Origin of the sequence: Geobacter hydrogenophilus, assembly GCF_018501225.1 — a bacterium.
GTDB classification, from domain to species: Bacteria; Desulfobacterota; Desulfuromonadia; order Geobacterales; family Geobacteraceae; genus Geobacter; species Geobacter hydrogenophilus.
This window is the reverse complement of the sequence record NZ_JAHCZI010000015.1, coordinates 15750-37329: the sequence shown is the minus strand read 5'-3', so window position 1 is coordinate 37329 and position 21580 is coordinate 15750. Positions and strand designations below refer to the sequence as shown.

Annotated in this window: 22 protein-coding genes; 19 read left to right on the top strand and 3 right to left on the bottom strand. The window is 63.6% G+C overall.

Annotated features, from left to right (window positions below):
- Positions 1–16 precede the first annotated feature (16 nt).
- Entirely contained in the window at positions 17–1762 is a 1746-nt protein-coding gene (locus KI811_RS16825) for a DUF4388 domain-containing protein (protein ID WP_214187629.1), read from the bottom strand.
- 200 nt (positions 1763–1962) lie between these two features.
- On the opposite strand from KI811_RS16825, the gene KI811_RS16820 reads away from it, so the two are divergent.
- The gene (locus KI811_RS16820; protein WP_214187628.1) at positions 1963–2622 is read left to right on the top strand and encodes a YceH family protein; all 660 of its coding nucleotides are present in this window, start codon (positions 1963–1965) and stop codon (positions 2620–2622) included.
- Between the two features lie 29 nt (positions 2623–2651).
- Entirely contained in the window at positions 2652–3452 is an 801-nt protein-coding gene (locus KI811_RS16815) for an alpha/beta fold hydrolase (RefSeq protein WP_214187627.1), read from the top strand.
- A 6-nt stretch (positions 3453–3458) separates the two neighbouring features.
- Here the strand turns inward: KI811_RS16815 and KI811_RS16810 are convergent, their stop codons facing one another.
- On the bottom strand, positions 3459–4385 hold the full coding sequence (locus KI811_RS16810) for a PLP-dependent cysteine synthase family protein (protein ID WP_214187626.1): 927 nt from the start codon (positions 4383–4385) through the stop codon (positions 3459–3461).
- A 105-nt stretch (positions 4386–4490) separates the two neighbouring features.
- On the opposite strand from KI811_RS16810, the gene KI811_RS16805 reads away from it, so the two are divergent.
- Positions 4491–5093, top strand: coding sequence for an NUDIX hydrolase (locus KI811_RS16805; protein ID WP_246551834.1), 603 nt, complete (start codon positions 4491–4493; stop codon positions 5091–5093).
- 22 nt (positions 5094–5115) lie between these two features.
- Here KI811_RS16805 and KI811_RS16800 read toward each other — a convergent pair whose 3' ends face one another.
- Positions 5116–5508, bottom strand: coding sequence for a PilZ domain-containing protein (locus tag KI811_RS16800; RefSeq protein WP_214187625.1), 393 nt, complete (start codon positions 5506–5508; stop codon positions 5116–5118).
- Positions 5509–5629: 121 nt separating this feature from the next.
- Between KI811_RS16800 and KI811_RS16795 the strand changes: the two genes are divergently transcribed.
- From KI811_RS16795 to KI811_RS16720, 16 genes are all read left to right on the top strand, one after another.
- The gene (locus tag KI811_RS16795) at positions 5630–6442 is read left to right on the top strand and encodes a tRNA pseudouridine(65) synthase TruC (RefSeq protein ID WP_214187624.1); all 813 of its coding nucleotides are present in this window, start codon (positions 5630–5632) and stop codon (positions 6440–6442) included.
- Positions 6443–6475: 33 nt separating this feature from the next.
- Entirely contained in the window at positions 6476–6964 is a 489-nt protein-coding gene (gene msrA / locus KI811_RS16790; RefSeq protein ID WP_214187623.1) for a peptide-methionine (S)-S-oxide reductase MsrA, read from the top strand.
- A 17-nt stretch (positions 6965–6981) separates the two neighbouring features.
- Positions 6982–7464 (top strand): DUF3124 domain-containing protein, encoded by a 483-nt coding sequence (locus KI811_RS16785; RefSeq protein ID WP_214187622.1) that lies wholly within the window; start codon positions 6982–6984, stop codon positions 7462–7464.
- 16 nt (positions 7465–7480) lie between these two features.
- Entirely contained in the window at positions 7481–8497 is a 1017-nt protein-coding gene (ltaE, locus tag KI811_RS16780; protein ID WP_214187621.1) for a low-specificity L-threonine aldolase, read from the top strand.
- 87 nt (positions 8498–8584) lie between these two features.
- Complete coding sequence (locus KI811_RS16775) at positions 8585–9247, top strand: DUF1318 domain-containing protein (RefSeq protein WP_214187620.1); 663 nt, start codon at positions 8585–8587, stop codon at positions 9245–9247.
- On the top strand, positions 9244–9555 hold the full coding sequence (locus KI811_RS16770; RefSeq protein WP_214187619.1) for a hypothetical protein: 312 nt from the start codon (positions 9244–9246) through the stop codon (positions 9553–9555). Before KI811_RS16775 ends, KI811_RS16770 begins: the two co-directional genes overlap by 4 nt.
- A 358-nt stretch (positions 9556–9913) precedes the next feature.
- The gene (locus tag KI811_RS16765) at positions 9914–10594 is read left to right on the top strand and encodes a DotU family type IV/VI secretion system protein (protein ID WP_214187618.1); all 681 of its coding nucleotides are present in this window, start codon (positions 9914–9916) and stop codon (positions 10592–10594) included.
- A gap of 1 nt (position 10595) precedes the next feature.
- Entirely contained in the window at positions 10596–14057 is a 3462-nt protein-coding gene (locus KI811_RS16760) for a type VI secretion protein IcmF/TssM N-terminal domain-containing protein (RefSeq protein ID WP_214187617.1), read from the top strand.
- A gap of 43 nt (positions 14058–14100) precedes the next feature.
- Positions 14101–16476, top strand: coding sequence for a type VI secretion system protein TssA (gene tssA, locus KI811_RS16755; protein WP_214187616.1), 2376 nt, complete (start codon positions 14101–14103; stop codon positions 16474–16476).
- Positions 16477–16497: 21 nt separating this feature from the next.
- Complete coding sequence (locus KI811_RS16750) at positions 16498–17142, top strand: hypothetical protein (RefSeq protein ID WP_214187615.1); 645 nt, start codon at positions 16498–16500, stop codon at positions 17140–17142.
- A gap of 5 nt (positions 17143–17147) precedes the next feature.
- A complete protein-coding gene (locus tag KI811_RS16745) occupies positions 17148–17468 on the top strand; it encodes a hypothetical protein (protein WP_246551833.1) in 321 nt (106 codons plus the stop codon).
- 84 nt (positions 17469–17552) lie between these two features.
- On the top strand, positions 17553–18041 hold the full coding sequence (gene tssB / locus KI811_RS16740; RefSeq protein WP_214187613.1) for a type VI secretion system contractile sheath small subunit: 489 nt from the start codon (positions 17553–17555) through the stop codon (positions 18039–18041).
- Positions 18042–18053: 12 nt separating this feature from the next.
- Positions 18054–19532: a type VI secretion system contractile sheath large subunit gene (tssC, locus tag KI811_RS16735; protein WP_214187612.1), complete on the top strand. Its 1479-nt coding sequence runs from the start codon at positions 18054–18056 to the stop codon at positions 19530–19532.
- A gap of 93 nt (positions 19533–19625) precedes the next feature.
- Positions 19626–20111: an Hcp family type VI secretion system effector gene (locus KI811_RS16730; protein WP_214187611.1), complete on the top strand. Its 486-nt coding sequence runs from the start codon at positions 19626–19628 to the stop codon at positions 20109–20111.
- A gap of 77 nt (positions 20112–20188) precedes the next feature.
- Positions 20189–20926 (top strand): M48 family metallopeptidase, encoded by a 738-nt coding sequence (locus KI811_RS16725; RefSeq protein ID WP_214187610.1) that lies wholly within the window; start codon positions 20189–20191, stop codon positions 20924–20926.
- Between the two features lie 124 nt (positions 20927–21050).
- Positions 21051–21521 carry a hypothetical protein gene (locus KI811_RS16720; RefSeq protein WP_214187609.1) on the top strand — a complete coding sequence of 157 codons (471 nt, stop codon included), beginning with the start codon at positions 21051–21053 and terminating at the stop codon, positions 21519–21521.
- The last annotated feature ends 59 nt before the right edge of the window (positions 21522–21580 follow it).

Sequence of the window (21580 nt, the reverse complement as noted above, 5' to 3'; positions counted from 1 at the left end):
CTAACGTCTCATCCCATCAGGGGAGCGGCTTTTCACGCTTTCGGCGGTAGACGGCGTTTTCCAGCACGATCCCCGCCTCCCCGGCCAGGATTTCCAGGAAATCCACCGGGACCGGGGCCGGCTCCCCCTGGCCGAAGTCTCCGTAGATGAGGGAGACGGTCTTTCCGAAACTCCTGAGGGGGAGGAGGAGGACCGTGGGGCTGAGCGGTGCGCCGATGGCGGCGAAAAGGTGTTCCCGCACTATCTCATCGTCAGTTTTTCCGAAAAATGCACCTCTTTTTTCAATCATCTCGCGAAAAAGCGACGGCCGTGCCAGGGGAATCGTGAACCGGAGCGGCGGGGTGGGGCCGTCGCGCCGGTCGCCGCGGATCCCGATGGAGCGCTCGGCAATCAGTTCCGTATCGCGGACGATGAGGGTGAGTGCCCGGTTGAATTCTCCCGCCACCGACTGCAGCAGGGAGAGGGCGATCTCCGGGGGCTCCCCCAGCCTCCGCAGCGCAGTGACGCTGGTGGCGATCCTGGCGGCCGGCGTACTCCCCTGATCGCGCCCCATGGCCCGCAGGTAGGCGGGAAGCGCTCCCAGGAATCGGAGAGTGTCTTCCAGGAAGGTCTCTCCCCGTTCCTGGCGAACGGGGCGGGGGAGCACCGCTCTCACTCCTTCCTTGAGGGAGTCGAGGGCGAAGACATAGTCCCTGGGGGAGACCAGCTGCAGCGCCGCAACCTGGGGGTGGGCCTTTTGTTTCATGAGCCGCAACCCCTCCAGCTTGTGGGGTGAATAGTGGACGCCGACGCTGTCGGGGGTGTCGAAGACGATCACCGGAAGGGCTTTTTTCGCCAGGAGCTGGTCGACGATCGGATCCAGGTCCTGCTCCTCGGAGGTGGCGAGAACGGATATCCCGTCCTGCCGGCAGACGGTGGTGATGCAGTAGGCCATGAGCTCGTCGGCGCTGAAAAAGACCACGGACGGGACGGTCCCCTCCCTGTCTTCCCCCGTGCCGGAATAGCTGCCGAGGAAGGCCAGGAGTTCCTCCCGTTCCTTGTCCGAGAGGTCGGCCCCCAGTTCCTGGATCTTCAGGTGCGGGGTGCGGTCCTCCAGCCCCGCGAAGACCTTGGGAATCGTCTTTTCCAGGTTGTCCACGTCGGCCAGTCCCAGGTCGTCGGCGGAGATGATGAACCCGGTATCCTCGGTGGAGGTTTCCCGGGAAGGGGGCTCGTCGGTGATCTCTTCCACCACCAGGAGCCCGTCGCGCATCTTTTCATCGAAGATCCGCAGGGCGTCCATGAGGACGTTCTCGGCGTGGAGGGTGATTTCCTGGTGAAGGTTTTCGGGGAAATAGCGGTATTCGTCGGAGACCGTGACGTTGGCAACATCCAGCTCGAAGGTCCCCCGCTTCCAGGTGAGGATCTCCACCACCGTCAACTCGATAAGGGCCTCCAGCCCCCGGTAGGCATCCTCCTTCCGGACCCTCCCCCCCTCGATAAGGGTGGCCACCAGGGGGCGACGGTTTGTTCCGGCGTTCCGCTGCTCCTCCAGGGCCGCCGCGAGGGTTTCGGCGGTGATGACCCCTGCCTCCGCCAGGATGTTGCCGATCCGGAGGCTGTTGTCGTAATGGTTCGAGCTGATGATGTAGCCGTCGCTGAAGACGAGTTGGCTCTCACCCTTGCGTCCCTTGACCGTCAGGGCGCCCGACTTGCGGGTCGCGTGGAGCAGTTGAATGACGTCAACGATGGAAAGGTGTTCAAGGTCTCCGGTGAATGACATCCCGTGCGGCGCTCCTCTCGTGGCTGGTTCCGGCAAAGATTCTATTAAACTCGAAAAAGGTGCGGCATTCAAGCACTAACCGGCGGGAATCGTGGAGTTTGTTTCCCGCCGGGAGCCCACGACCTTCTTGACCCGGACCACCGGACCCTGTATGGTTTGGGCAGATTACGACCGGTGCTCCACCGGAAAGGAGATCTCCCATGGAAACCGTCCTGAATCCCTGCGAAATCCGCGTTCTCGGTTGTCTCGTCGAGAAGGAGCTGGCGACCCCCGAGTACTATCCCCTCACCCTCAATGCTTTGACGGCGGCCTGCAACCAGAAGTCGAACCGGGACCCGGTCATGACCCTGGAGGAGGCCGACGTGGTCCGGGCCCTGGACTCGCTCCGCATGAAGGGATTCGCCCGGCAGTCGGCCGAGGGGGTGCGGGCCATGAAATACTGCCACTGCTTGGCCGAGAAGTTCCTCCTGGAGCCCCCGGATCTTGCTGTCCTGGCGGAGCTCCTCGTGCGGGGACCCCAGACCGTTGGGGAACTCCGGACCCGGGCCGAGCGGATGCGCCCCTTTGCCGACCTGGCCGCGGTGGAAGAAGTCCTGCGGATGCTCATGGAGCGGGAGGAGTCCCTCGTCACCCGACTTCCCCGCCAGCCGGGGCGCAAGGAGCAGCGCTATGCGCACCTCTTGGCGGGAGCGCCCGAGGCGGAGGGAGAGGAGAGTGCGGCACCCCCAGAGGGGGCGAGGCTTCAGGTGCAGGCCGAGAACGAGCGGATAGCCCGGCTTGAGGAGGAGGTGCCGGCACTGCGGGCCGAAGTGGCCGAGCTGCGCCGGATGATGGAGGAGTTCAGGTCCCAGTTCGAGTAACGTCCGACACACCAGTACGGAGGCGCATCATGAACGCGATCATCAACGGCATCACCCTGGCCTACGACGACCATGGCAGCGGACCGGCAGTGGTTCTCATCCACGGGTTTCCCCTCTGCCGGCGGATGTGGTACCCCCAGATCAAGGCGGTGACCGAGGCCGGTTTCCGGCTCGTGACCATGGATCTGCGGGGTTTCGGGGAAAGCGACGCCCCCGAGGGGCCCTACTCCATGGATCTCTTTGCCGATGACGCGGCGGGGCTCCTGGACCACCTGGGGATCGGGCGGGCGGTTGTGGGAGGGATGTCCATGGGGGGATACGTCCTGCTCAACCTCGTGGAGCGCTATTCAGAGAGGCTCGCGGGAGCCGTCTTCATCACCACCCGCGCCACGGCCGACGACGACGCGGGGAAGGCCCGCCGGCTCCAACTGGCCCAGGATACCATGAAGTTCGGTCCCCAGATCATCGCCGACGCCTTCGTGCCGCTTCTCTTTGCTGAGGAATCCCTCTCCGAACGGCCGAAACTGGTGGAAGAGGTTGGGGGATGGATCGTGGGGACCGACTCGCGGGGGCTTGCGGGGGGGCTCCTCGCCATGCGGGAGCGGAAGGACTACAGCGGACTGCTGGGCGCCATCGGGGTCCCGTCCCTGGCCATAGGGGCCGAGGGGGACCGGGCCGCGCCGCCGGAGACCGCCCGGGCCATAGCAGCCGGCATCCCCGGCTGCCGGCTCGAAATCGTAACCGAGGCGGGGCACATGGCCAACCTGGAGCACCCCGGGGCCTTCAACGATGCCCTGGTGGGGTTCCTGAAGGGGCTGGGGAAGTGGTGATGCCTGTCAGGGGGGACACTTGCCGCAGACGGAGCGGAAGAGAACCGTGCTGAGGTAGCGGTCACCCCGGTCGGGGAGAAGGACGACGATGGTGCTTCCGGCCGGAGCGTCCTGTGCCACCCGGATGGCGCCTGTAACTGCGGCGCCGCTTGACATCCCCACGAAGAGCCCCTCGCGGACGGCCAGGTCACGGGCCATCTCGAAGGCGGGCTCGTCCTGGATAGTGAGCTTCAGGTCGAGGGCAGCGGGGTTGTAGATGGCCGGGACGATGGCCTCCTGCATGTTCTTGAGCCCCTGGACCTTGTGGCCGAGCCGGGGCTCCACGCCGACGATGCGAACGGACGGTTTATTCTCCCGGAAGTAGCGGCTCACCCCCATGAGGGTCCCGCCGGTCCCCATTCCAGCCACGAAAAAATCCACGGTGCCGTCGGTGCCGCGGTAAATCTCCGGGCCAGTGGTCTCGTAGTGGGCCAGGGGGTTGTTGGGGTTGGCGTACTGGTTGGGCATGTAGTAACGGTCGGGCTCTTCGTCGAGAATCCGGTGGGCCAGGCGGATGGCGCCGTCGGTGGCCTCCTCGGCCGGGGAGAGGACCAGTTCGGCGCCGTAGGCCTCAAGAACCGCCCGCCGCTCCAGGCTCACGCAGGCCGGCATCACGAGCTTCACCCGGTACCCCTTGGCCGCGCCGAGCATGGCGATGGCGATGCCGGTGTTCCCCGAGGTGGGCTCCAGAATCGTCCTCTCGGCGGACAGTTCCCCGCTTGCCTCGGCCTTGGAGAGCATGTAGAGGGCAGGTCGGTCCTTGACCGAGCCCCCCACGTTGTTCCCCTCCAGCTTGGCGAGGATTCTTACCTTCGGGTTGGGGTTCAGCTTTCTGATCTCCACGAGGGGGGTGGAGCCGATGCTCCCAGACAGGGAAAAGGGGGTATGTTCCATGGACGATGTCCTCTGCTTTGGTGGGTTAATAACCGCTTATGCTATAGGAATGTACGGAAAAATACAACCGTCCCGAGTGCGGGGATTGCCCGCGGGAAAGAACACATGCGCCTTCGCGGACCATCCTTGACATTCCCTGACATTGCAGCCGGCCTCGTATCCCATCCCCCCGTCGAGATTTCCTCTTCGGGGATGACGTCCGCCGCCGTGGCGCTCATCCTCCGGAAGGGGAGGGAGGGGCTTGAGGTCCTCTTCATAGAGCGGGCCTCCCATGACGGCGACCCGTGGTCCGGCGACCTGGGGTTTCCCGGGGGGAAAATCGAGCAGGGTGACGCGGGACCCCGGGCTGCCGCGGAGAGGGAGACCCGGGAGGAACTCGGCATTGATCTCACCACAGCCCATTATCTGGGGCGCCTGGCCGACGTCGCGGGGGCCCACCTGCCGATCCGGGTATCATGTTTCGTCTATGGCTTGTTCGGGAATCCCCCCATGCGGCCGGGGGGGGAGGTGAGGGACGCCTTCTGGGTTTCCCTTGCCGATCTTTGCGATCCGGCGCGCCACCAGGACGCCTCGGTCCGCTTCGGCGGCGAAACCTTCGAGCGGCCGGCCATAATCCTTCCGGCAGAAGGGAAGCCGGTCCTCTGGGGGATCACCTACCGGTTGGTCATGCAGTTCCTTGCGCTCGTGGCCGGCGTGGGCGTCACGTAGGTCGGGACAGGGTGCGGGATGGTTACGTGGTGATCCCCTCCTTGCCCGGGGCAAGGGTGTCGGCGTGGGCGAGGAATTCCTCCATGAGTTGCGGAGGGTCGTAGCCGAAGGAAAAAACCGATTCGTAACTGAGGATTTGGAGCGGGTCCAGATGGGGTGAGGCGAAGCCGATGCCGTCGGAGGCGGTGCGGACGATGCGGCCCGGCATGGTGATGGTGAGGGTGGAGGTGCCACTGAGAAAGTAGATGGAGACGAGGGCCTCTTTGCCCGGCTCATGGTCTCCCCGCATGGACAGAAAGAGGCCGTGATGGCTGATGTCCCGCACCTCGCCGTAGGTGACCCGCGAATCCTTCTCCAGGAATGCCGGTGCTGAAAAAGGGACCCGGGGATGTCGCCGCCGTTCGAATTGTCCCATGGCTTCCTCCTGCATGTATCGGTCATTTTTGTGAATCAATAAGCCTTTAAACTATAACGCAAAAACTTTTCATGTGCATTTATTTTCGCGGGAAAAATCGATGCTATCCCCAAGAGCCACCATGGAAATCCTTTACCGCGACGAGCATCTCGTGGCGGTCCACAAACCGCCGGGGCTACTTGTCCACCGCTCGCCCATAGATCGGCACGAGACCCGGTTTGCCCTCCAGGAAGTGCGTGACCTTCTGGGCCAGCGCGTCTATCCGGTCCACCGACTCGACAAACCCACGTCGGGCGTCCTCATCTTCGCCCTCGATCCCGCTTCGGCCCGGGGCCTTGTCGGCGCCTTCGCGTCCGGGAGCGTGACCAAGACGTATCTGGCGGTGGTTCGAGGAACCATGCCGGAGGAGGGGGTGATCGACCATCCCCTGGCAGAGGAGCCCGATCGGTTTGAGCCGGGAGGGGGGAATGTCGGAGAGAGGGCGCCCCAGCCGGCAGTGACCGACTATCGGCGCCTGGCAGACGTGGAGCTTCCTGTTGCCGTGGGGCGCTATCCCACGAGCCGCTATTCGCTGGTGGCGCTCTCTCCGCGCACGGGTCGCCGTCATCAGCTTCGCCGCCACCTCAAGCACCTCTTCCACCCCATCGTTGGCGACACGAAATACGGCGAAGGGCGCCACAACCGGTTCTTCCGGGAAGAGCTTCTGACGGTACGCTTGCTTCTGCACGCCGTTGAGCTTACCGTTCCTCACCCGGCAACCGGGGCGCCGCTGATGGTCTGCGCCCCGGTCGAGGGGGCCTTTGAATCACTCCTCGCCCGGTTCGGCTGGCTCTCTGCCGTCCCATCCCGTTGGCTAGGCCCCCAGGGGAAAAGCATGGCTGGGGAGGAGATACAACCGAGACAGCGGATTTCTCCTGTGCTACCTTTGTTGTAGTATTGATACAGTGTTGACAGGGAGGTTCACATCATGGACGAAACACCAGAACTTGAAAAGGCAACCTTCGGCGCCGGGTGCTTTTGGCACGTGGAGGCCGAATTCCGGCGGGTGTCGGGGGTGGTAGCCACTCACGCCGGGTACATGGGGGGATGGAAGGACCATCCCTCCTACGAGGAAGTCTGCTCCAAGGAAACGGGGCATGCGGAGGTGGTGGAGGTGGTCTACGATCCCGCGCGGGTCTCCTATGACGAGCTTCTCGGGGTCTTCTGGACAATCCACGATCCGACCCAGCTGAACCGCCAGGGACCGGATATCGGTACCAACTACCGCTCGGTCATCTTTTTCCATACCCCGGAGCAGGAGCAGGCCGCCCGGGTCTCGAAGGAGAAAGAAGGGCGTTCCGGCCGCTATTCCCGGCCAATCGTTACCGAAATTGCTCCCGCCTCCGCCTTCTGGTGGGCCGAAGAGTACCATCAGCAGTACCTGGAGAAGCGCGGCGGCGGAAGCTGCAACTGGTGAAGGGAAAGGAGCTAGCAATGACAGCAAGAGGATGGCTTGTGGGGATGATCGTCGCGGCGGCTGCGGCGGTCTGCGGCGTGGGAAATGCCGGCGCCGAGGTACGGCTGGCAAAGGGGCAGACCCTCTATGTGCCGGTCTACTCCCACGTCTACACCGGTGATCGGGCACTCCCCTTCAATCTGGCGGCCACTCTGGGGTTTCGCAACATTGATCCGGCCAGCCCCATAACCGTTACCCGGGTGGATTACCACGACTCCAACGGCCGCCTTGTGAAGCGTTTCCTGGCCGGTCCCCTGACAATCCCTCCCCAGGGGTCCACCAGCTTTTACCTCAAGGAACGGGACACGAGCGGCGGTTTCGGCGCCCATTTCATCGTGGCGTGGGAATCGGCCAGGGAGATCAATGAGCCCATCGTCGAGAGCGTTATGATCGGCGCCCGGTCGGGCCAGGGAATCTCCTTCGTGAGCCCTGCCCGGGAGATTCGGCCCCAGGCCAAGTGAGGATTGAGGTGCCACCGTGAAGACCATCGATCTGCGGAGCGATACCGTCACCAGGCCCTGCCCGGCCATGCGGGCCGCCATGGCTGCAGCCGAGGTGGGTGACGACGTCTATGGCGAGGACCCCACCGTGAACCGCCTCGAAGCCCTGGCCGCCGGGATGCTCGGCACCGAGGCGGCTCTCTTCGTGACGAGCGGCACCCAGTCCAATCTCCTTGCCATCATGACCCACTGCGGGCGGGGTGACGAGTACATCGCCGGCCAGACGGCCCACTGCTACCGTTTCGAGGGGGGCGGCGCCGCGGTCCTCGGCGGGGTCCAGCCCCAGCCCGTGGACGTGGAACCCGACGGAACCATTGACCTCGTGAAGGTGGCCGCGGCCATCAAGCCCGATGATCCCCACTTTGCCCGGACGCGGCTCCTCTGTCTCGAGAACACCCAGGCGGGGAGGGTCCTCCCCCTCGATTACCTGGCCCGCGCCCGTACCCTTGCCCGGGAGCGGGGCCTCGCCCTCCACCTGGACGGGGCGCGGCTCTTCAATGCGGCTGTGGCCCTCGGCGCGGAGGCCCGGGAGATAACTGATCATTTCGACTCGGTGTCGGTCTGTCTCTCCAAGGGGCTCGGCGCGCCGGTGGGGTCGCTCCTGTGCGGGAGCCGGGGGTTCGTGGCCGAGGCCCGGCGCTGGCGCAAGGTCCTCGGCGGCGGCATGCGCCAGGCAGGCATCCTGGCCGCCGCAGGGATTGTTGCCCTCACGGAGAACGTGGCGCGCCTTGCCGAGGATCACGCCAATGCGCGGCGTCTGGCCGAGGGGCTGGCCTCTATCGGGTTCGATGTTGACCCTGCCTCGGTTCAGACGAACATGGTGTTCCTCTCCATTCCCCCTGAACGGACCGAGGCACTGACAACCTTTCTCCGCGACAGGGGAATTCTCATCGCCGGTCGGGAACGCATCCGCCTTGTCACCCATCGGGATGTGACCTCTGCCGACATCGACCGGGTTGTGGGCGTCTGCGGAGACTTTTTCAGGCGTCTCTGACGCTTCATTCCTTCCATTGCAAAAGCCGCCCCCTGTGGTTTACTTGAACGTGTAGCCTCCCCGGAAAATGCCCTTTGGAGTCAGATCATGCCTATGAAGATTTTTGTGTGGATGCTTGCCGTTGTTGCGGGGGTTCTCGCCTCGTGTGCCTTCATTACCGTCAACGTCTATTTCCCCGAGAAGGAGGTTAAGAAGGCCTTCAAGACCTTGGACGAGAAATACCTGGGGAAGGAGGGGGGGGAGGCGCCCGTTCCGGAGCAGCCCCCGGCCGGTGTCGAACCGGCGCCGGCAGAGAAGCCCCAGAGCCGGTTCGAGGGAGCGCGATGGCCCTTTGCGGTGGCAGCCACCGCCTGGGCCGCAGAGGATGCGGCCGGCGGCCTGGTGGTTGAGCTTTCGCGGATGCCTGAGGTGGTCAAGGCCTACGAGGAGATGAGGGGACGGCTCACGACCCTCGATCAGCTGCGTGACGGCGGCATCGTGGGAGAAACCAACCAGGGGCTTGTCACCGTCCGCGATCCTTCCCGAATCGCCGGCCTGAAGGGAGTGGTGGATGAGGAGAACGCCAACCGCAAGACCGTCATTACCGGCATGGCTCGGGCAATCCTGAAGCAGGCGGGCAAACCCGACACGCCGGCCACTATGGGGCAGGTTCTCGGCAAGGCGGCCGCCACCTATGCCCAGACGAAACAGGATACGGCGCGGCCAGGCTGGTGGATCCAGTTGCAGAACGGAAAGTGGGTGCAGAAATGAGCCGATTCGTTCTCATCATCCCGTTCGGAGCCCTCACCCTCATGCTCGCTGCGTGCTCTTCCTTTCCCTGGTTGACGAAGGAGGAACCGGCCGCCACTTCCGTCCCTACCGCCAAGAACCGCTGCCTCCTCGAATCCGAGGATTGCCCTCCGCGGAAGATGACCATCACTGAGCTGATCGATGGTCTGAAGCATGAAATTGCCAGGGGCGAGGCGGTGTACACCCCGGCCGAGCTCCGGAAGCTCGAAAACAAGCTCAGTGATTACGAAGTGATGTACGATCGTCTGATGTACGGCAACAACGATTGATGCGAAATGGTTAGTGTAACGATTCCGAGGTGTTGATTGCATTGACGTGAGTTTTTGGGCATTAATTAATAATAAGTTATTGACTTTTAATGTAACACTGTTTACTCTTGCGGCACAAAACGCAGGAGGCGACGATACCTGATTCCGCAAGACAGGCGGACCCCCTTCGATTCCCTTTGGAATCGCCCAGGACATATTCTCCCCCACCTGCAACACATCACAACTAAAGCGTGGAAAAAAAGTGCTGACACAGTGCGGCGCGGCGTACACGGCGTGCCGGCCCGGCTCCGTGCTGTCCAGCGTCTTGGCAATGGCTGCCGGGACCGGATTGCTCAGTTTTTCCAGTGAGGGTTATTTCATGCATCTGACTGACTGTTTCACGGAACTGGTGGCCTATGTCACCCATTTCCTCCGCACGGCCACGGTGCGCCAGCCCTCCTACCAGGAGGTCCGCCGCGAAATCGACCTCCTCCTGGCCTCGGGAGAGTCGAACGTCAGGCGGGAGGGGTTCTCCCGGGACGACTTCGATCTGGCCCGCTTCGCCGTCTGCGCCTGGATCGACGAGGCAGTGCTTTCGTCGGCCTGGAACGAGAAGAGCCTCTGGCTCCGGGAGCAACTCCAGCGCCTCCACTACAACACCACCGAGGCGGGGGAGGAGTTCTTCTCCCGGCTGAACGCCCTGGGGCTCCACCAGCGGGAGGTGCGGGAGGTCTACTACCTCTGTCTCGCCCTCGGTTTCACCGGCAAGTTATGCAAGCCGGGGGACGAGTACCAGTTGGAGCAGGTGAAGACCGCCCAGCTGAAGCTCCTCGTGGGGAGCTCCGTGGGGCTTCCGTCCCTGGAGCGGACCGAGCTCTTTCCCGAGGCCTATCCGGCGGGAACGCCCGCCATGGCTCCGGCCCGGCGCCGGGCCGGCTTCACCCCCCTTGCCGCTGTCTGCCTCGCCGGACCGGCGGTGCTGTTTGTCATTCTTTTCTTCGTCTACCGCTTCACCCTTTCGGGGGTGGGGGAGAATTTCTTAAGGACGGTGCCGTACTGAGATGAAAACCAAGCTCGTGACCTTTCTCAAGTGGTTTCTCGTGGCGGGGGGGGCGGCGGTTGTCGTCCTTCTCGTTTTTGGTATTGTGCTTGCGCTCGATTGGCCCTGGTGGGTGGCCCTCTGCATTCTCCTCCTTCTGGCGGGGATCGGGGCCGGCACCGCGCTTCTGAGGGCCATGTGGCTCCGCAAGCGCGAACAGAATTTTGTCCAGGAGGTGATCGCCCAGGACAAGGGGGTGCTGAAGGCCCTTTCCGGCAAGGAGCGGGAGCATCTCACCCAGCTCCAGGAGCAGTGGAAGGATGCCATTGGCACCCTGAAGAATTCCCACCTCAAGAAGCAGGGGAACCCCCTCTACGTCCTCCCCTGGTACCTGGTCATCGGCGAGAGCGGCTCCGGGAAGACCACCTCCCTCAACAGCGCCCGCCTCTCCTCTCCCTTCATCGACGTCTGCCGCACCTCCGGCGTCTCCGGTACCCGCAACTGCGACTGGTGGTTCTTCGAGGAGTCCATCGTCATCGACACGGCCGGCCGCTACGCGGTTCCCGTTGACGGCGAGAAGGACCGTGACGAGTGGCAGAAATTCCTGTCGCTGCTGGTCAAGTACCGGAGGAAGGAACCCCTGAACGGCCTCATCGTCACCGTGGCGGCGGACCGGCTCCTGGCCGCCGGCCGGGAGGAGAACGTGGAGGAGGGGCGCACCATGCGGAGCCGCATCGACGAACTGATGCGTGCCCTGGGGGTCCGGTTTCCGATCTACGTCCTCGTCACCAAGTGCGACCTCGTTGAGGGAATGAACCGCTTCGCCGGCCTCCTGCCGGACAAGGCCCTCCAGCAGCCCATGGGGATGGTGAACCAGGAGCTGGACACCGACGTTGCCTCCTTTACCGACAAGGCGGTCGCCGCCGTGGTGGAGCGGCTCCGGACCCTGCGGCTTCTTCTCCTGCACCAGCCCGAGGCCCGGGAAGCGGATCCGGGGCTCGTCCTTTTCCCCGAGGAGTTCTCGGCCTTGCGGGACTCCCTCGGTGCCTTCATGGAGGGGGCGTTTCGTGAGAACCCCTACCAGGAGACCCCGGTCCTTCGAGGGCTCTTCTTCTCCAGCGGCCGCCAGGAGGGGAATCCCCATTCCCGCTTCTCCGAGGCCTTGGGTCTGACGGGGGAAAAGGCAGTTCTTCCCGGAACCAGCAAGGGACTCTTTCTTCACGACTTTTTCGCCAAAATCCTCCCCGCCGACCGGGCGCTCCTGTCGCCGACCCGTCGGGCCGTGGAGTGGCGGGCCCTCACCGGCAACCTGGGACTCGTCTCCTGGATGCTCTTCGGCGTTGCCCTCTGCGGTCTCCTTTCCTTCTCCTTCGTGAAGAATATGACTACCATCCGCCAGGTCTCCCATCAGTTCGAGCGGACCCCGCGGCTGGCCGGCAACCCCACCAACGACCTCCTCGTTCTCGATGCCTTCCGCCAAGGAATCCTCAGGGTGGAGGAACGGAACCGCTCCTGGTGGATTCCCCGTTTCGGCCTCACGGAAAGCGTCAAGGTCGAGCGGACCCTCAAGGAAAGGTTCTGTCGCCAGTTCCGGGACGGCTTCCTCTCCCCCTACGACCGGCAGCTGGCCGCTGGCGTCGCGGGACTCTCCGCCGGCACCCCCGACGAGCTCTTCGCCCAGTACGCCATCCACCTAGCCCGGCGAATCAATATCCTCAACGCCGGCATGAACGGTAAAAAGCTGCCGGAACTGAGCGCCATGCCCCAGCCGGCTTCAGTCTCCTTCCTGGCAGGCGAGACCGCCGCCGGGGCCGACGCCCGCAAGCGCTTCGGCACCCTCTACCTGCACTACCTGGCCTGGCGAGCCGATTCCCCCGATCTTGCCAAGGAGACGGCCCAGCTCCAGGGGTGGCTCCGCCAGATCATGGCCCACAAGGGGGGAAGCCTTACCTGGCTCGCCCCGTGGATCGACCGGCAGTCGGGACTTCCGGGGGTAACCCTGGCCGAGTTCTGGGGAGGGGGCGCGCCGCTCCCAGGAGAGCAGGCGGTTCCCCCCTCCTTCACCCGCAAGGGGAAGGGGGAGATGGACAGCCTCGTGACCGAGCTGGAGGCGGCCCTCGGCGACCCCCGCCTCGTGGCGGCCGGCAAGGGCGGTCTCGGCACCTGGTACCGGGGGAGCTGTCTGGCTGCGTGGCAGCGGCTTGCCGCGGCGTTCCCGACGGGGACCGACCGGCTCCGCACCATCCGCGACTGGCAGCAGGTAGCCGCCAAAATGTCCACGGAGCAGGGTCCCTATTTCGCCTTCATCAACCGGATGGCCACCGAACTCGATACCCTCGTGGGTAAGGAAGGGGTCCCCCCCTTCGTGGCCCAACTCTACGCCTTCCAGGTGGCCCGGGCAGGGGGCGCCGTCCCCGGCGCCGTGGGAAAGGCGACCGAAAGCGGCAAGCGCCTCATCAATTCCCTCGGCGACAGGATTCACCCCGACGCCGTGGCCAAGGGGATAGAAACGCCACTTGCCGCCCCAAAGGCCTGGCAGGAGTACCAGGCGGCCCTGGCGGCCATCGCGCCGGCGGCATCGTCGCGGCAGCAGGCTTTCCAGCTGGCGACCCAGACCTTCGGCGACGACCCGGCCACGGGAAAGACCCCCTTCATGGCCGCCTGGGGCGCTGCCGGCCGCCTTCGGGCCGGAGTCTCCGGCGTCGGCGCCGACGAGGCCTTCTGGCGGCTCGTGACCGGTCCCCTCGACTACCTCTGGACCTACGTCCGGCGCGAGGCGGGATGCCAGCTCCAGACCCTGTGGGAGGAGCAGGTGATCGCCGCCACCCTCGGGATGACCCCCCAGCAGGCGGGCCCCCTGCTTCTCGGCCCCGACGGCCTCGCCTGGCGCTTCGTCAAGGGACCGGCCGCGCCGTTCGTGCGGGGGACCGCCGCAGGCTACGCGCCTCGGCACGCCCTCGGCGGAGCCCTCCCCATCGAGGGTTCCCTCTTCGCCTTCCTCTCCAAGGGGGCCCAGGTCCAGGCCTCGACGGGGGGGCGGCAGCCCAACTACACCGTGGCCGTCAAGGGGCTCCCCACCGACGCCAACGCCGATGCCCGGATCAGGCCCCACGCCACCCGGCTGGAACTCCAGTGTGCCGGCTCTCCCCAGACCCTCGTGAACCAGAACTTCCCCGTGGGTAAGACCTTCTATTGGTCTCCCGATACCTGCGGCGACGTCATCTTCCAGATCGAGGTGGGGGATCAGGTGCTCACCAGGCGCTACGGGGGCCCCCAGGCCTTCCCCGACTTCCTCCGGGAGTTTGCCGGCGGATCGCGCACCTTCCCTGCCCGGGAGTTCCCCGGCGAGAAGGATGCCCTGGAGCGGATGGGGATCAAGCATATCCGCGTCAACTACCAGATCATGGGTGGGGGGCAGGTGGTCAAGCAGGGGAGCGCCATGGCCGGAGCCACGGCCCCGCGGGTCATTGCCCGGTGCTGGTGATGAAAATCTTCCCCAATCTCACGGACGAGAAGGAGAGCGACTGATGCTCGGCACTGACACTACGACAACCTGGCACTGGTCCGCCTTCGGCAAGCACCCGGCGGCGGCCGACTACTTCCGCCTCGGCCACTCCTCCCCCTTTGTGGATGGGCTCACGAAATGGGTGGAGAGCGGCTACACCCTCCAGTCAGAGCGAAGCGCCGCCCCGCCCCCCTTCTGCTCCTGGCGCTTCTGGGCCCGGGGCTTCGGCCGGGAATCCCTGGTGTTGGGCGTCGTCCGGGTCTCCAGCGACAGCCTCGGCCGCCCCTATCCCCTTCTCATCATGGGGAGCGGCCCCCTGGAGGGATGGGAGGGGCAGTGGGACCTCCTCCCCTTTGCCTGCGAGAAGAGCTGGTGCCAGATCGAGTTCCTGGCCACCAACACCTTCGGCGACCTGAAGAAGCTTGAGGAGGGGCTCCAGGGCTTGCGCCCCCCCACCTCAGACTGGGACGAACTGGCGGAGCGCCGCCGGGGGCTGAACCGCCTCGGTTCCCCACGGGACCCCTATGCTTCCTTCCTGGACAGTCCCCGGCTGGAAACGGTTGCCGCCGAACGGGCCGGAAAGGATGAATTCTCGGTGCGCCTCGACCGGGGGCCGGTCAACGACAAGATTACCCTCGTGAGCCTCTGGCACCTGCTGGCCAAGGGGGCCGCAAAAGGGGTCCCCAACGCCCTTTTCATGGGGGGAACCCTGGAGCGCTCCTTTCTCGCCTCCTACCGGCGGGCCCTGGCGCCGGGGGATTTTCTCCACCTCTGGTCCGCCTCGGACGCGGGTGGGTGGCCAAACAGCATCGGAACGGAGTACGCAATGGATATAGCAACCCTGGGAAAAGAGCCTGTTCGCCCCGACCAGCCGGTGGGGGAGGATGTCCGCTACGATCCCCTCTTCGACACCCTCCAGGCGGAGGTGGACAAGCTCACCTCCCCGGCAATCGCCGGCACCGTGGACTGGGAGAAGGTGGTGCGGCTCTCGGTCGACATCCTCGCCACCCGCTCCAAGGATCTCCTGGTGGCCAGCTACCTGGCAGTGGGGCTTGTCCAGACCCGCGGCGGGGACGGCTTGGCCTTGGGTCTCAAGGTCTGGCGCGACCTCCTGGAGCGGTTCTGGAGCGACCTCTATCCCACCAGGATGCGGGGGCGGCAGCGGAGCGTGGAGTGGTGGCTGGACCGGACCGAGATCGCCCTGCGCCAGCAGCGTCCCCAAACCCTCCCGACGGAACAGCACGGCATCGTGCTGGAAACCCTCGCTGCAATCGACCGCTTTCTGGGAGAACACCTGGAGGATGCCCCGTCCCTCACGAAACTGCGGGAACTGGTGTCGGACATGGCGCCGGAAGAAGGCGGGGAGACAGTATCCGAAGCCGTGGCCCCTCCGCCGGCCCAGCCCGAGGCTCCCGCCACCGATCTTTTCGCCCCCCCCCGCCAGGCCACCGTTCCTCCCGTGGAGCCTCCCCGGCAGACGATTGCTCCCGGCTCCTCCCTTCAGGCTCTGGAGGAGGGGCTTCGCCAGGTGGGGGAGGCGGCAGGCGCTCTCCTCCAGCAGGACCCCGCCGGCCCCGTTCCCTACCGGCTCTCCCGGCTTGCCGCCTGGGGGAAGGTGACCGAGTTGCCGCCGGCAGTGAACGGCCGTACCCGCATCCCCCCGCCCGAACGGCAGGTGCTGACCCTTCTCCAGGAGCTGGCCAGCCACGGCGACGGTGAGGCGCTTCTGAAGGCAGCGGAGGCGCGGCTCCCCCAGTTCATCTTCTGGCTCGATCTGAGCCGCCTCACCGTCGAGGCCCTCTCCCGCCTTGGCGATCGCTTCGCCGCTGCCCGGGAGGCGGTCTGCGCCGAGACGGCAGCATTCGTTGGTCGGCTTCCAGGACTCGATGGCCTGGCCTTTGCCGACGGCACCCCCTTCGCCGACCCGGAGACCCGCCAGTGGCTTGCGGGACTCGCACAGCGCGAGGCATCCGCTGTCCATTGCCCTGCCGGTGCCGATAGCGACGGCCGCGCCGAGGCCATCGCCCGGGAAGCGGAGGAAGCCCAGGCCCTCATCCGGAGCGGCAAGCTCCTGGAGGCGGTGGAGCGGTTCCAGAAGCAGCTCGGCAACGGCGCGTCCCGCAAGGAGAAGCTCCTTTGGCGCCTTGCCCTTGCCCAGCTTCTCGTGAACACCAACCGGGCCCGATTGGCGCTCCCCCACCTTGAGCAGGTCATGGCCGATATCGGGGCCTTCGGCCTCGAAGAGTACGACCCGGCCCTGGCCCTTCGGGGACTGAAGCTCGCCTGGGTTGGCTTCGACTCCCAGGCCGAGCCCCGCTTCAAGGAGAAGGCCGCCGATGCCCTCCACCGCATCGCCCGCCTCGACCCGGTGGAGATGGTGCGGCTTGCCAAGGGGTAAGAACATCTTGGAGGATACCAAGTGAAATTTATCTGGCTGGTAGGATTACCCATCATTTTTTTGTTAATTCTTGCCAAGCCCTGCGAGGCTTCCCGCAAGGCTGATGGGAATCTTTTGAAATGCAAAGGTCCCGGTTGCGAGGCTGTTGCGGTCGAGATCCCCTGGCCGGAAGCGCCATCAACCGATGAAAGCATTACGATTCTGTTCAGAGGACTTTCTTTCCGGGTGCCATCCGATGTGGCTTCTGTGGGGATAGGAGACAACCTGAGCGTCTTCAGGTTCAAGAACGGGGAGCCTTTGCTGCTCGGCTGTGAAACATTCAGTGCCCTCAAACTTCCCAAACGCGGACTGTCGGTAATCGAGGCAGCGAACGTTCTCTTTACCAAAACGCCTAAAGATCCAGAGCCTTCTGGAAAGGATAATCGCAAGAGCTGGCGACTGATGCTGTCGATGAAACGTGGGTTATTCCAGACAAATCCCCGGCTGGCTGTGTACCGCAAGGGTCCGGTTACGATCTACCAGATAACGAAAGGTCCAGGCCCGTACAGAAATGTGGCTCTAGTCTCTCATGCGCATTCCAGAAATTTCCTTATGCGTCTGGAGAGCAATTGTGAAACCAACAAGTTCGTAGAAATTCTGTCAACCATTTCCGTAAAGGAGAAATGACATTCATGGCATTGACCGATACAGAACAACATGATCTGAGGGTTATCGTGGAAGCCTTCTGGGGAAAGCATGAGACTGCTAATTGGGAAATGAATGAAGAGCTTGTTGCAGTAATATCAAAGATGATTTCGGAAGTTAAAAGCTGTTCGCAAGCCATGGATCTTGTCCCTCGTCCGGGCGTTTACCTCAACCCCAAAGATGTTCAGCGTGAATTGCGCAAGATGGCACGGAGAGTCAAAGAGAAGGGAAGTTCCTACTGGGTGTGCATGCTCATGGGTGCAACCAATTGGAAGACTGAAGCTGCTAGGGTTGCTCAAGGTCTTTGATGGATTTGCATAACCCTTACGCTGATTGCGTCCTCCACGGATGGAGAAACTGTCACCGTTACGATCGTACGAAAGGAGAAGGACATGTCGAAAGAAGCATCTGTAGCACCGAAGGAACGGGTCAACATCGTCTACCGTCCGGCCTCGGACGGAGCTGCCGAAGAGGTTGAGCTGCCGCTGAAAATGCTCGTCATGGGGGACTTCACCGGCACCACCGACGAGCGCCCCGTCGAGAAGCGGGATCCCATCGCCATCGACAAGGAGACCTTCAACGACGTCATGAAGGCCCAGGGGATCACCCTGAACATCGCCGTCCCCAACCGGCTCGCCGGAAGCGAAAGTGACGAGCTTCCAGTGAACCTCAAGGTGGAGTCCCTTAGGGACTTCGGCCCCGAGGCGGTCGTGGAGCAGGTGCCCGAGATGAAGCGGCTCCTGGAGCTGCGGGAGGCCCTGCGGGCCCTCAAGGGACCCCTTTCCAACGTTCCCGACTTTCGCAGGAAGATCCAGGAACTGATCACCGACGACGCGGCCCGGGCCAAGCTTCTGGCCGAAATCGGCATCGAGGAAGGGTAAGGAGGAGCAACAATGAGCGTAGAACAGCACAACACCGCAGCAGTCGAGACCCGGACGGAAGGATCGCTTCTGGAGGAGATCGTCCAGGCCACGAAACTCCAGCCCGCCGACGAGGCCTACTCCATCACCAAGAAGGGGGTCGAGGCCCTCATCGCCCAGCTCCTGGAGCCGGGGACCGAGACCCCGAAGGTATCCAAGGCGGTCCTTGACGACATGATCGCCGAGATCGACAGAAAGCTCTCCCTGCAGATGGACGAGATTCTCCACCATGCCCAGTTCCAGAAGCTGGAGTCCTCCTGGCGCTCCCTCCACTTCCTCGTGGACCGGACCGACTTTAGGGAGAACAACCGGATCGAGATCATGAACGCCACCAAGGAGGAGCTCCTGGACGACTTCGAGGACGCCCCTGAGGTGGCCAAGTCGGGACTCTACAAGACCGTCTACTCGGCCGAGTACGGCCAGTTCGGCGGCAAGCCCTACGGTGCAATCATCGGCAACTACGACTTCGGCCCAGGCCCCCAGGACATCAAGCTCCTCCAGAGCCTGGCCGCCGTGGCCGGCATGGCCCATGCCCCCTTCATCGCCGCCGCCTCCCCCCAGTTCTTCGGCTGCGACGACTATACGGCGCTGCCGAACCTCAAAGACATCAAGTCGATCCTCGAAGGCCCCCAGTACGCCAAGTGGCAGTCGTTCCGGGAGAGCGAGGACGCCCGCTATGTGGGTCTGGCGCTCCCCCGGTTCCTCCTGCGGCTCCCCTACGGCGAGGCCACCAAGCCGGTGAAGAGCTTCAACTACGAGGAGAGCGTCTCCGACAGCCACGACCGCTACTGCTGGGGGAACGCGGCCTTCTCCTTCGCCACGCGCCTTACCGAGAGCTTCGCCAATTTCCGCTGGTGCGCCAACATAATCGGCCCCCAGGGGGGCGGCGCCGTCCATGATCTGCCGCTCCACCAGTACGAGGCCATGGGGGCCATCCAGACCAAGATCCCCACGGAAGTGCTCGTCTCCGAGCGCCGGGAATTCGAGCTGGCCGAGGAAGGGTTCATCGCCCTCACCATGCGCAAGGGGAGCGACAACGCCGCCTTCTTCTCCGCCAACTCCGTGCAGAAGCCGAAATACTTCGGCACCAGCAAGGAGGGGAAGGAGGCCGAGCTCAACTACAAGCTGGGGCTCCAGCTCCCCTACATGTTCATCGTGAGCCGCCTCGCCCACTACCTGAAGGTCATCCAACGGGAGCACATCGGCACCTGGAAGGAGCGGGGGGATCTGGAAAACGAGTTGAACCTCTGGATCCGCCAATACGTCTCCGAAATGGACAACCCCATGCCGGGAGTGCGGAGCAGAAGGCCCCTGCGTCAGGCCCAGGTGACCGTTGAGGAAGTCCCCGGCGAGCCGGGCTGGTACCGGGTCGGCCTCAAGGTCACCCCCCACTTCAAGTACATGGGGGCGTACTTCACGTTATCTCTTGTCGGCAAGCTGGACAAAGAGTAAAGCCGGGACCAGGGACGGGGAACATCCCATTATTATTTTGCAATGCGGCCCATCACGGGCCGCGTATTCCACACCACAAGGAGGAAGTAATCAATGGCAATGCCTGCGCACCTCACCATCACCGGTGAAAAACAGGGGAAAATCGACGGTTCCTGCGAACTGCAGGGGCGCGAGAAAACCATCCTCGTCTTCTCCATGAACCACGATATCCATATGCCCAAGGATCCCCACTCCGGGCTTCCCACCGGCAAGCGGGTCCACGGACCCCTGAGCATCGTCAAGGAGTTCGACGCCAGCTCCCCCAAGATGTATCAGGCCCTCTGCACCGGCGAGCACCTCAAGGACGTCACCCTCAAGTTCTACCGCATCACCAAGCAGGGGACCGAGGAGCACTACTACACCATCAAGCTCGAAGACGCCATCGTGGTCAGCATCAAGCCCTACATGCCGGTCACCCTCCTGGCCGAGAACGAGCCCTACCGCCACATGGAAGAAGTGGCCTTCACCTACCGCAAGATCAAGTGGACCTGGGAGCCCAACGGCATCGAAGCCGAGGATTCCTGGAGCGTGCCCAAGTAAGCAGTTCGTATATGTGATGCATTGCCCTCCCCGGCCACGGGGAGGGCAGCTTTGATTACATGCCAAGGAGATTGTCGATGTACCGGAAACTTGCCGCAACCGTAGCCATAACCCTTGCCCTCGGCCAGACCGCCCACGCCGGCTTCAGCCTGAGCGGCCTCATCGATGCCGGCCAGGATCTCGCCAAGGCCGCCGTCCTCTCCGATGCCGACGTGAAGGCCGTTGCCGCCAACGCCAGCAGCAAGTATGACAGCTCCAACAAGGTGGCTCCCGCCTCCAGCGCTTACGGCAAGCGCCTGGAGAAACTCACTAAGGGGATCAAGATGGAAGGGGGCGTAAAGCCCAACTACAAAGTCTACCTCACAAAAGACGTGAACGCCTTTGCCATGGCCGACGGCACCATCCGGGTCTACAGCGGACTCATGGACGCCATGACCGACGACGAAGTGCGCTACGTCATCGGCCACGAAATCGGCCACGTAAGCCTCGGCCACAGCAAGAAAGCCGTCCAGACCGCCTACGCCGCCTCCGCCGCCCGCAAGGTGGGCGCCGCCAGCGGCAACGCCGTGGCCGCCCTGTCCGATTCGGCCCTCGGCGACCTGGCCGAGAGCCTGGTCAACGCCCAGTTCTCCCAGTCCCAGGAAAATGACGCCGACCAATACGCCCTGAACCTGATGAAGGCGAACAAATACGACACAAAGGCATCGGTAAGCGCCCTGCGGAAGCTGGAAAAGATGTTCGGCAACGACAAGAGCCTCTTCTCCAGCCACCCCGCCCCCGGCGACCGGGCCGATGCGTTGGAGAAGATGCTGTAAGAAGGATGTTTGATGTGATGCCCTCCCCGGTGACGGGGAGGGTGGTTCGATTGCTGAACCTATTCGTGAAGGAATTCAGCGCGCAATGAGGATCTCCCCCGTTTCGAGAGTAACCGGCGTCATCTTGGCAGCATTCACTGCTTTTGTTCTGCTTGCCACAATCGCGCAGGCCCAGAATAGTGTCCCGGAATTCAGGAATTACCCGGTGGCAGGCAAATTTACGGGCAAGAATGCTCCGTTGCAGCTTGGCCGGAAAGACCGCATGTTCCGGACGCGTTTGAAAGAGGCCGCACGGCAGAAGCCCAATTTCGCCGGACACTACATTCTCACGACGTGGGGATGCGGTATGGAATGCCTGATGGGGGCGGTAATCGATGCCAGAACGGGAAAAGTGTATCGCATCCCCTTCACTCTTTGCTGTTGGGGTGACGAAGGGAGCGAGACGTTCGTTCCCGTGGAATTCCGCCTCGACAGTAAACTGATCATCTTTTCAGGCGTTAGAGATGAAAAGCAAGGGGCTGAGGGGAAACATTTCTACACGTTCGAAAACAACCGCTTTGTGCCGATCTCCTCGGTCAGTAAAGCTCTTCCTTGATGTTCGTTGCTTTTCCCGCATAAGACCGTTGCTGCGGCAGCGAGCAGGTAATTTCGCCA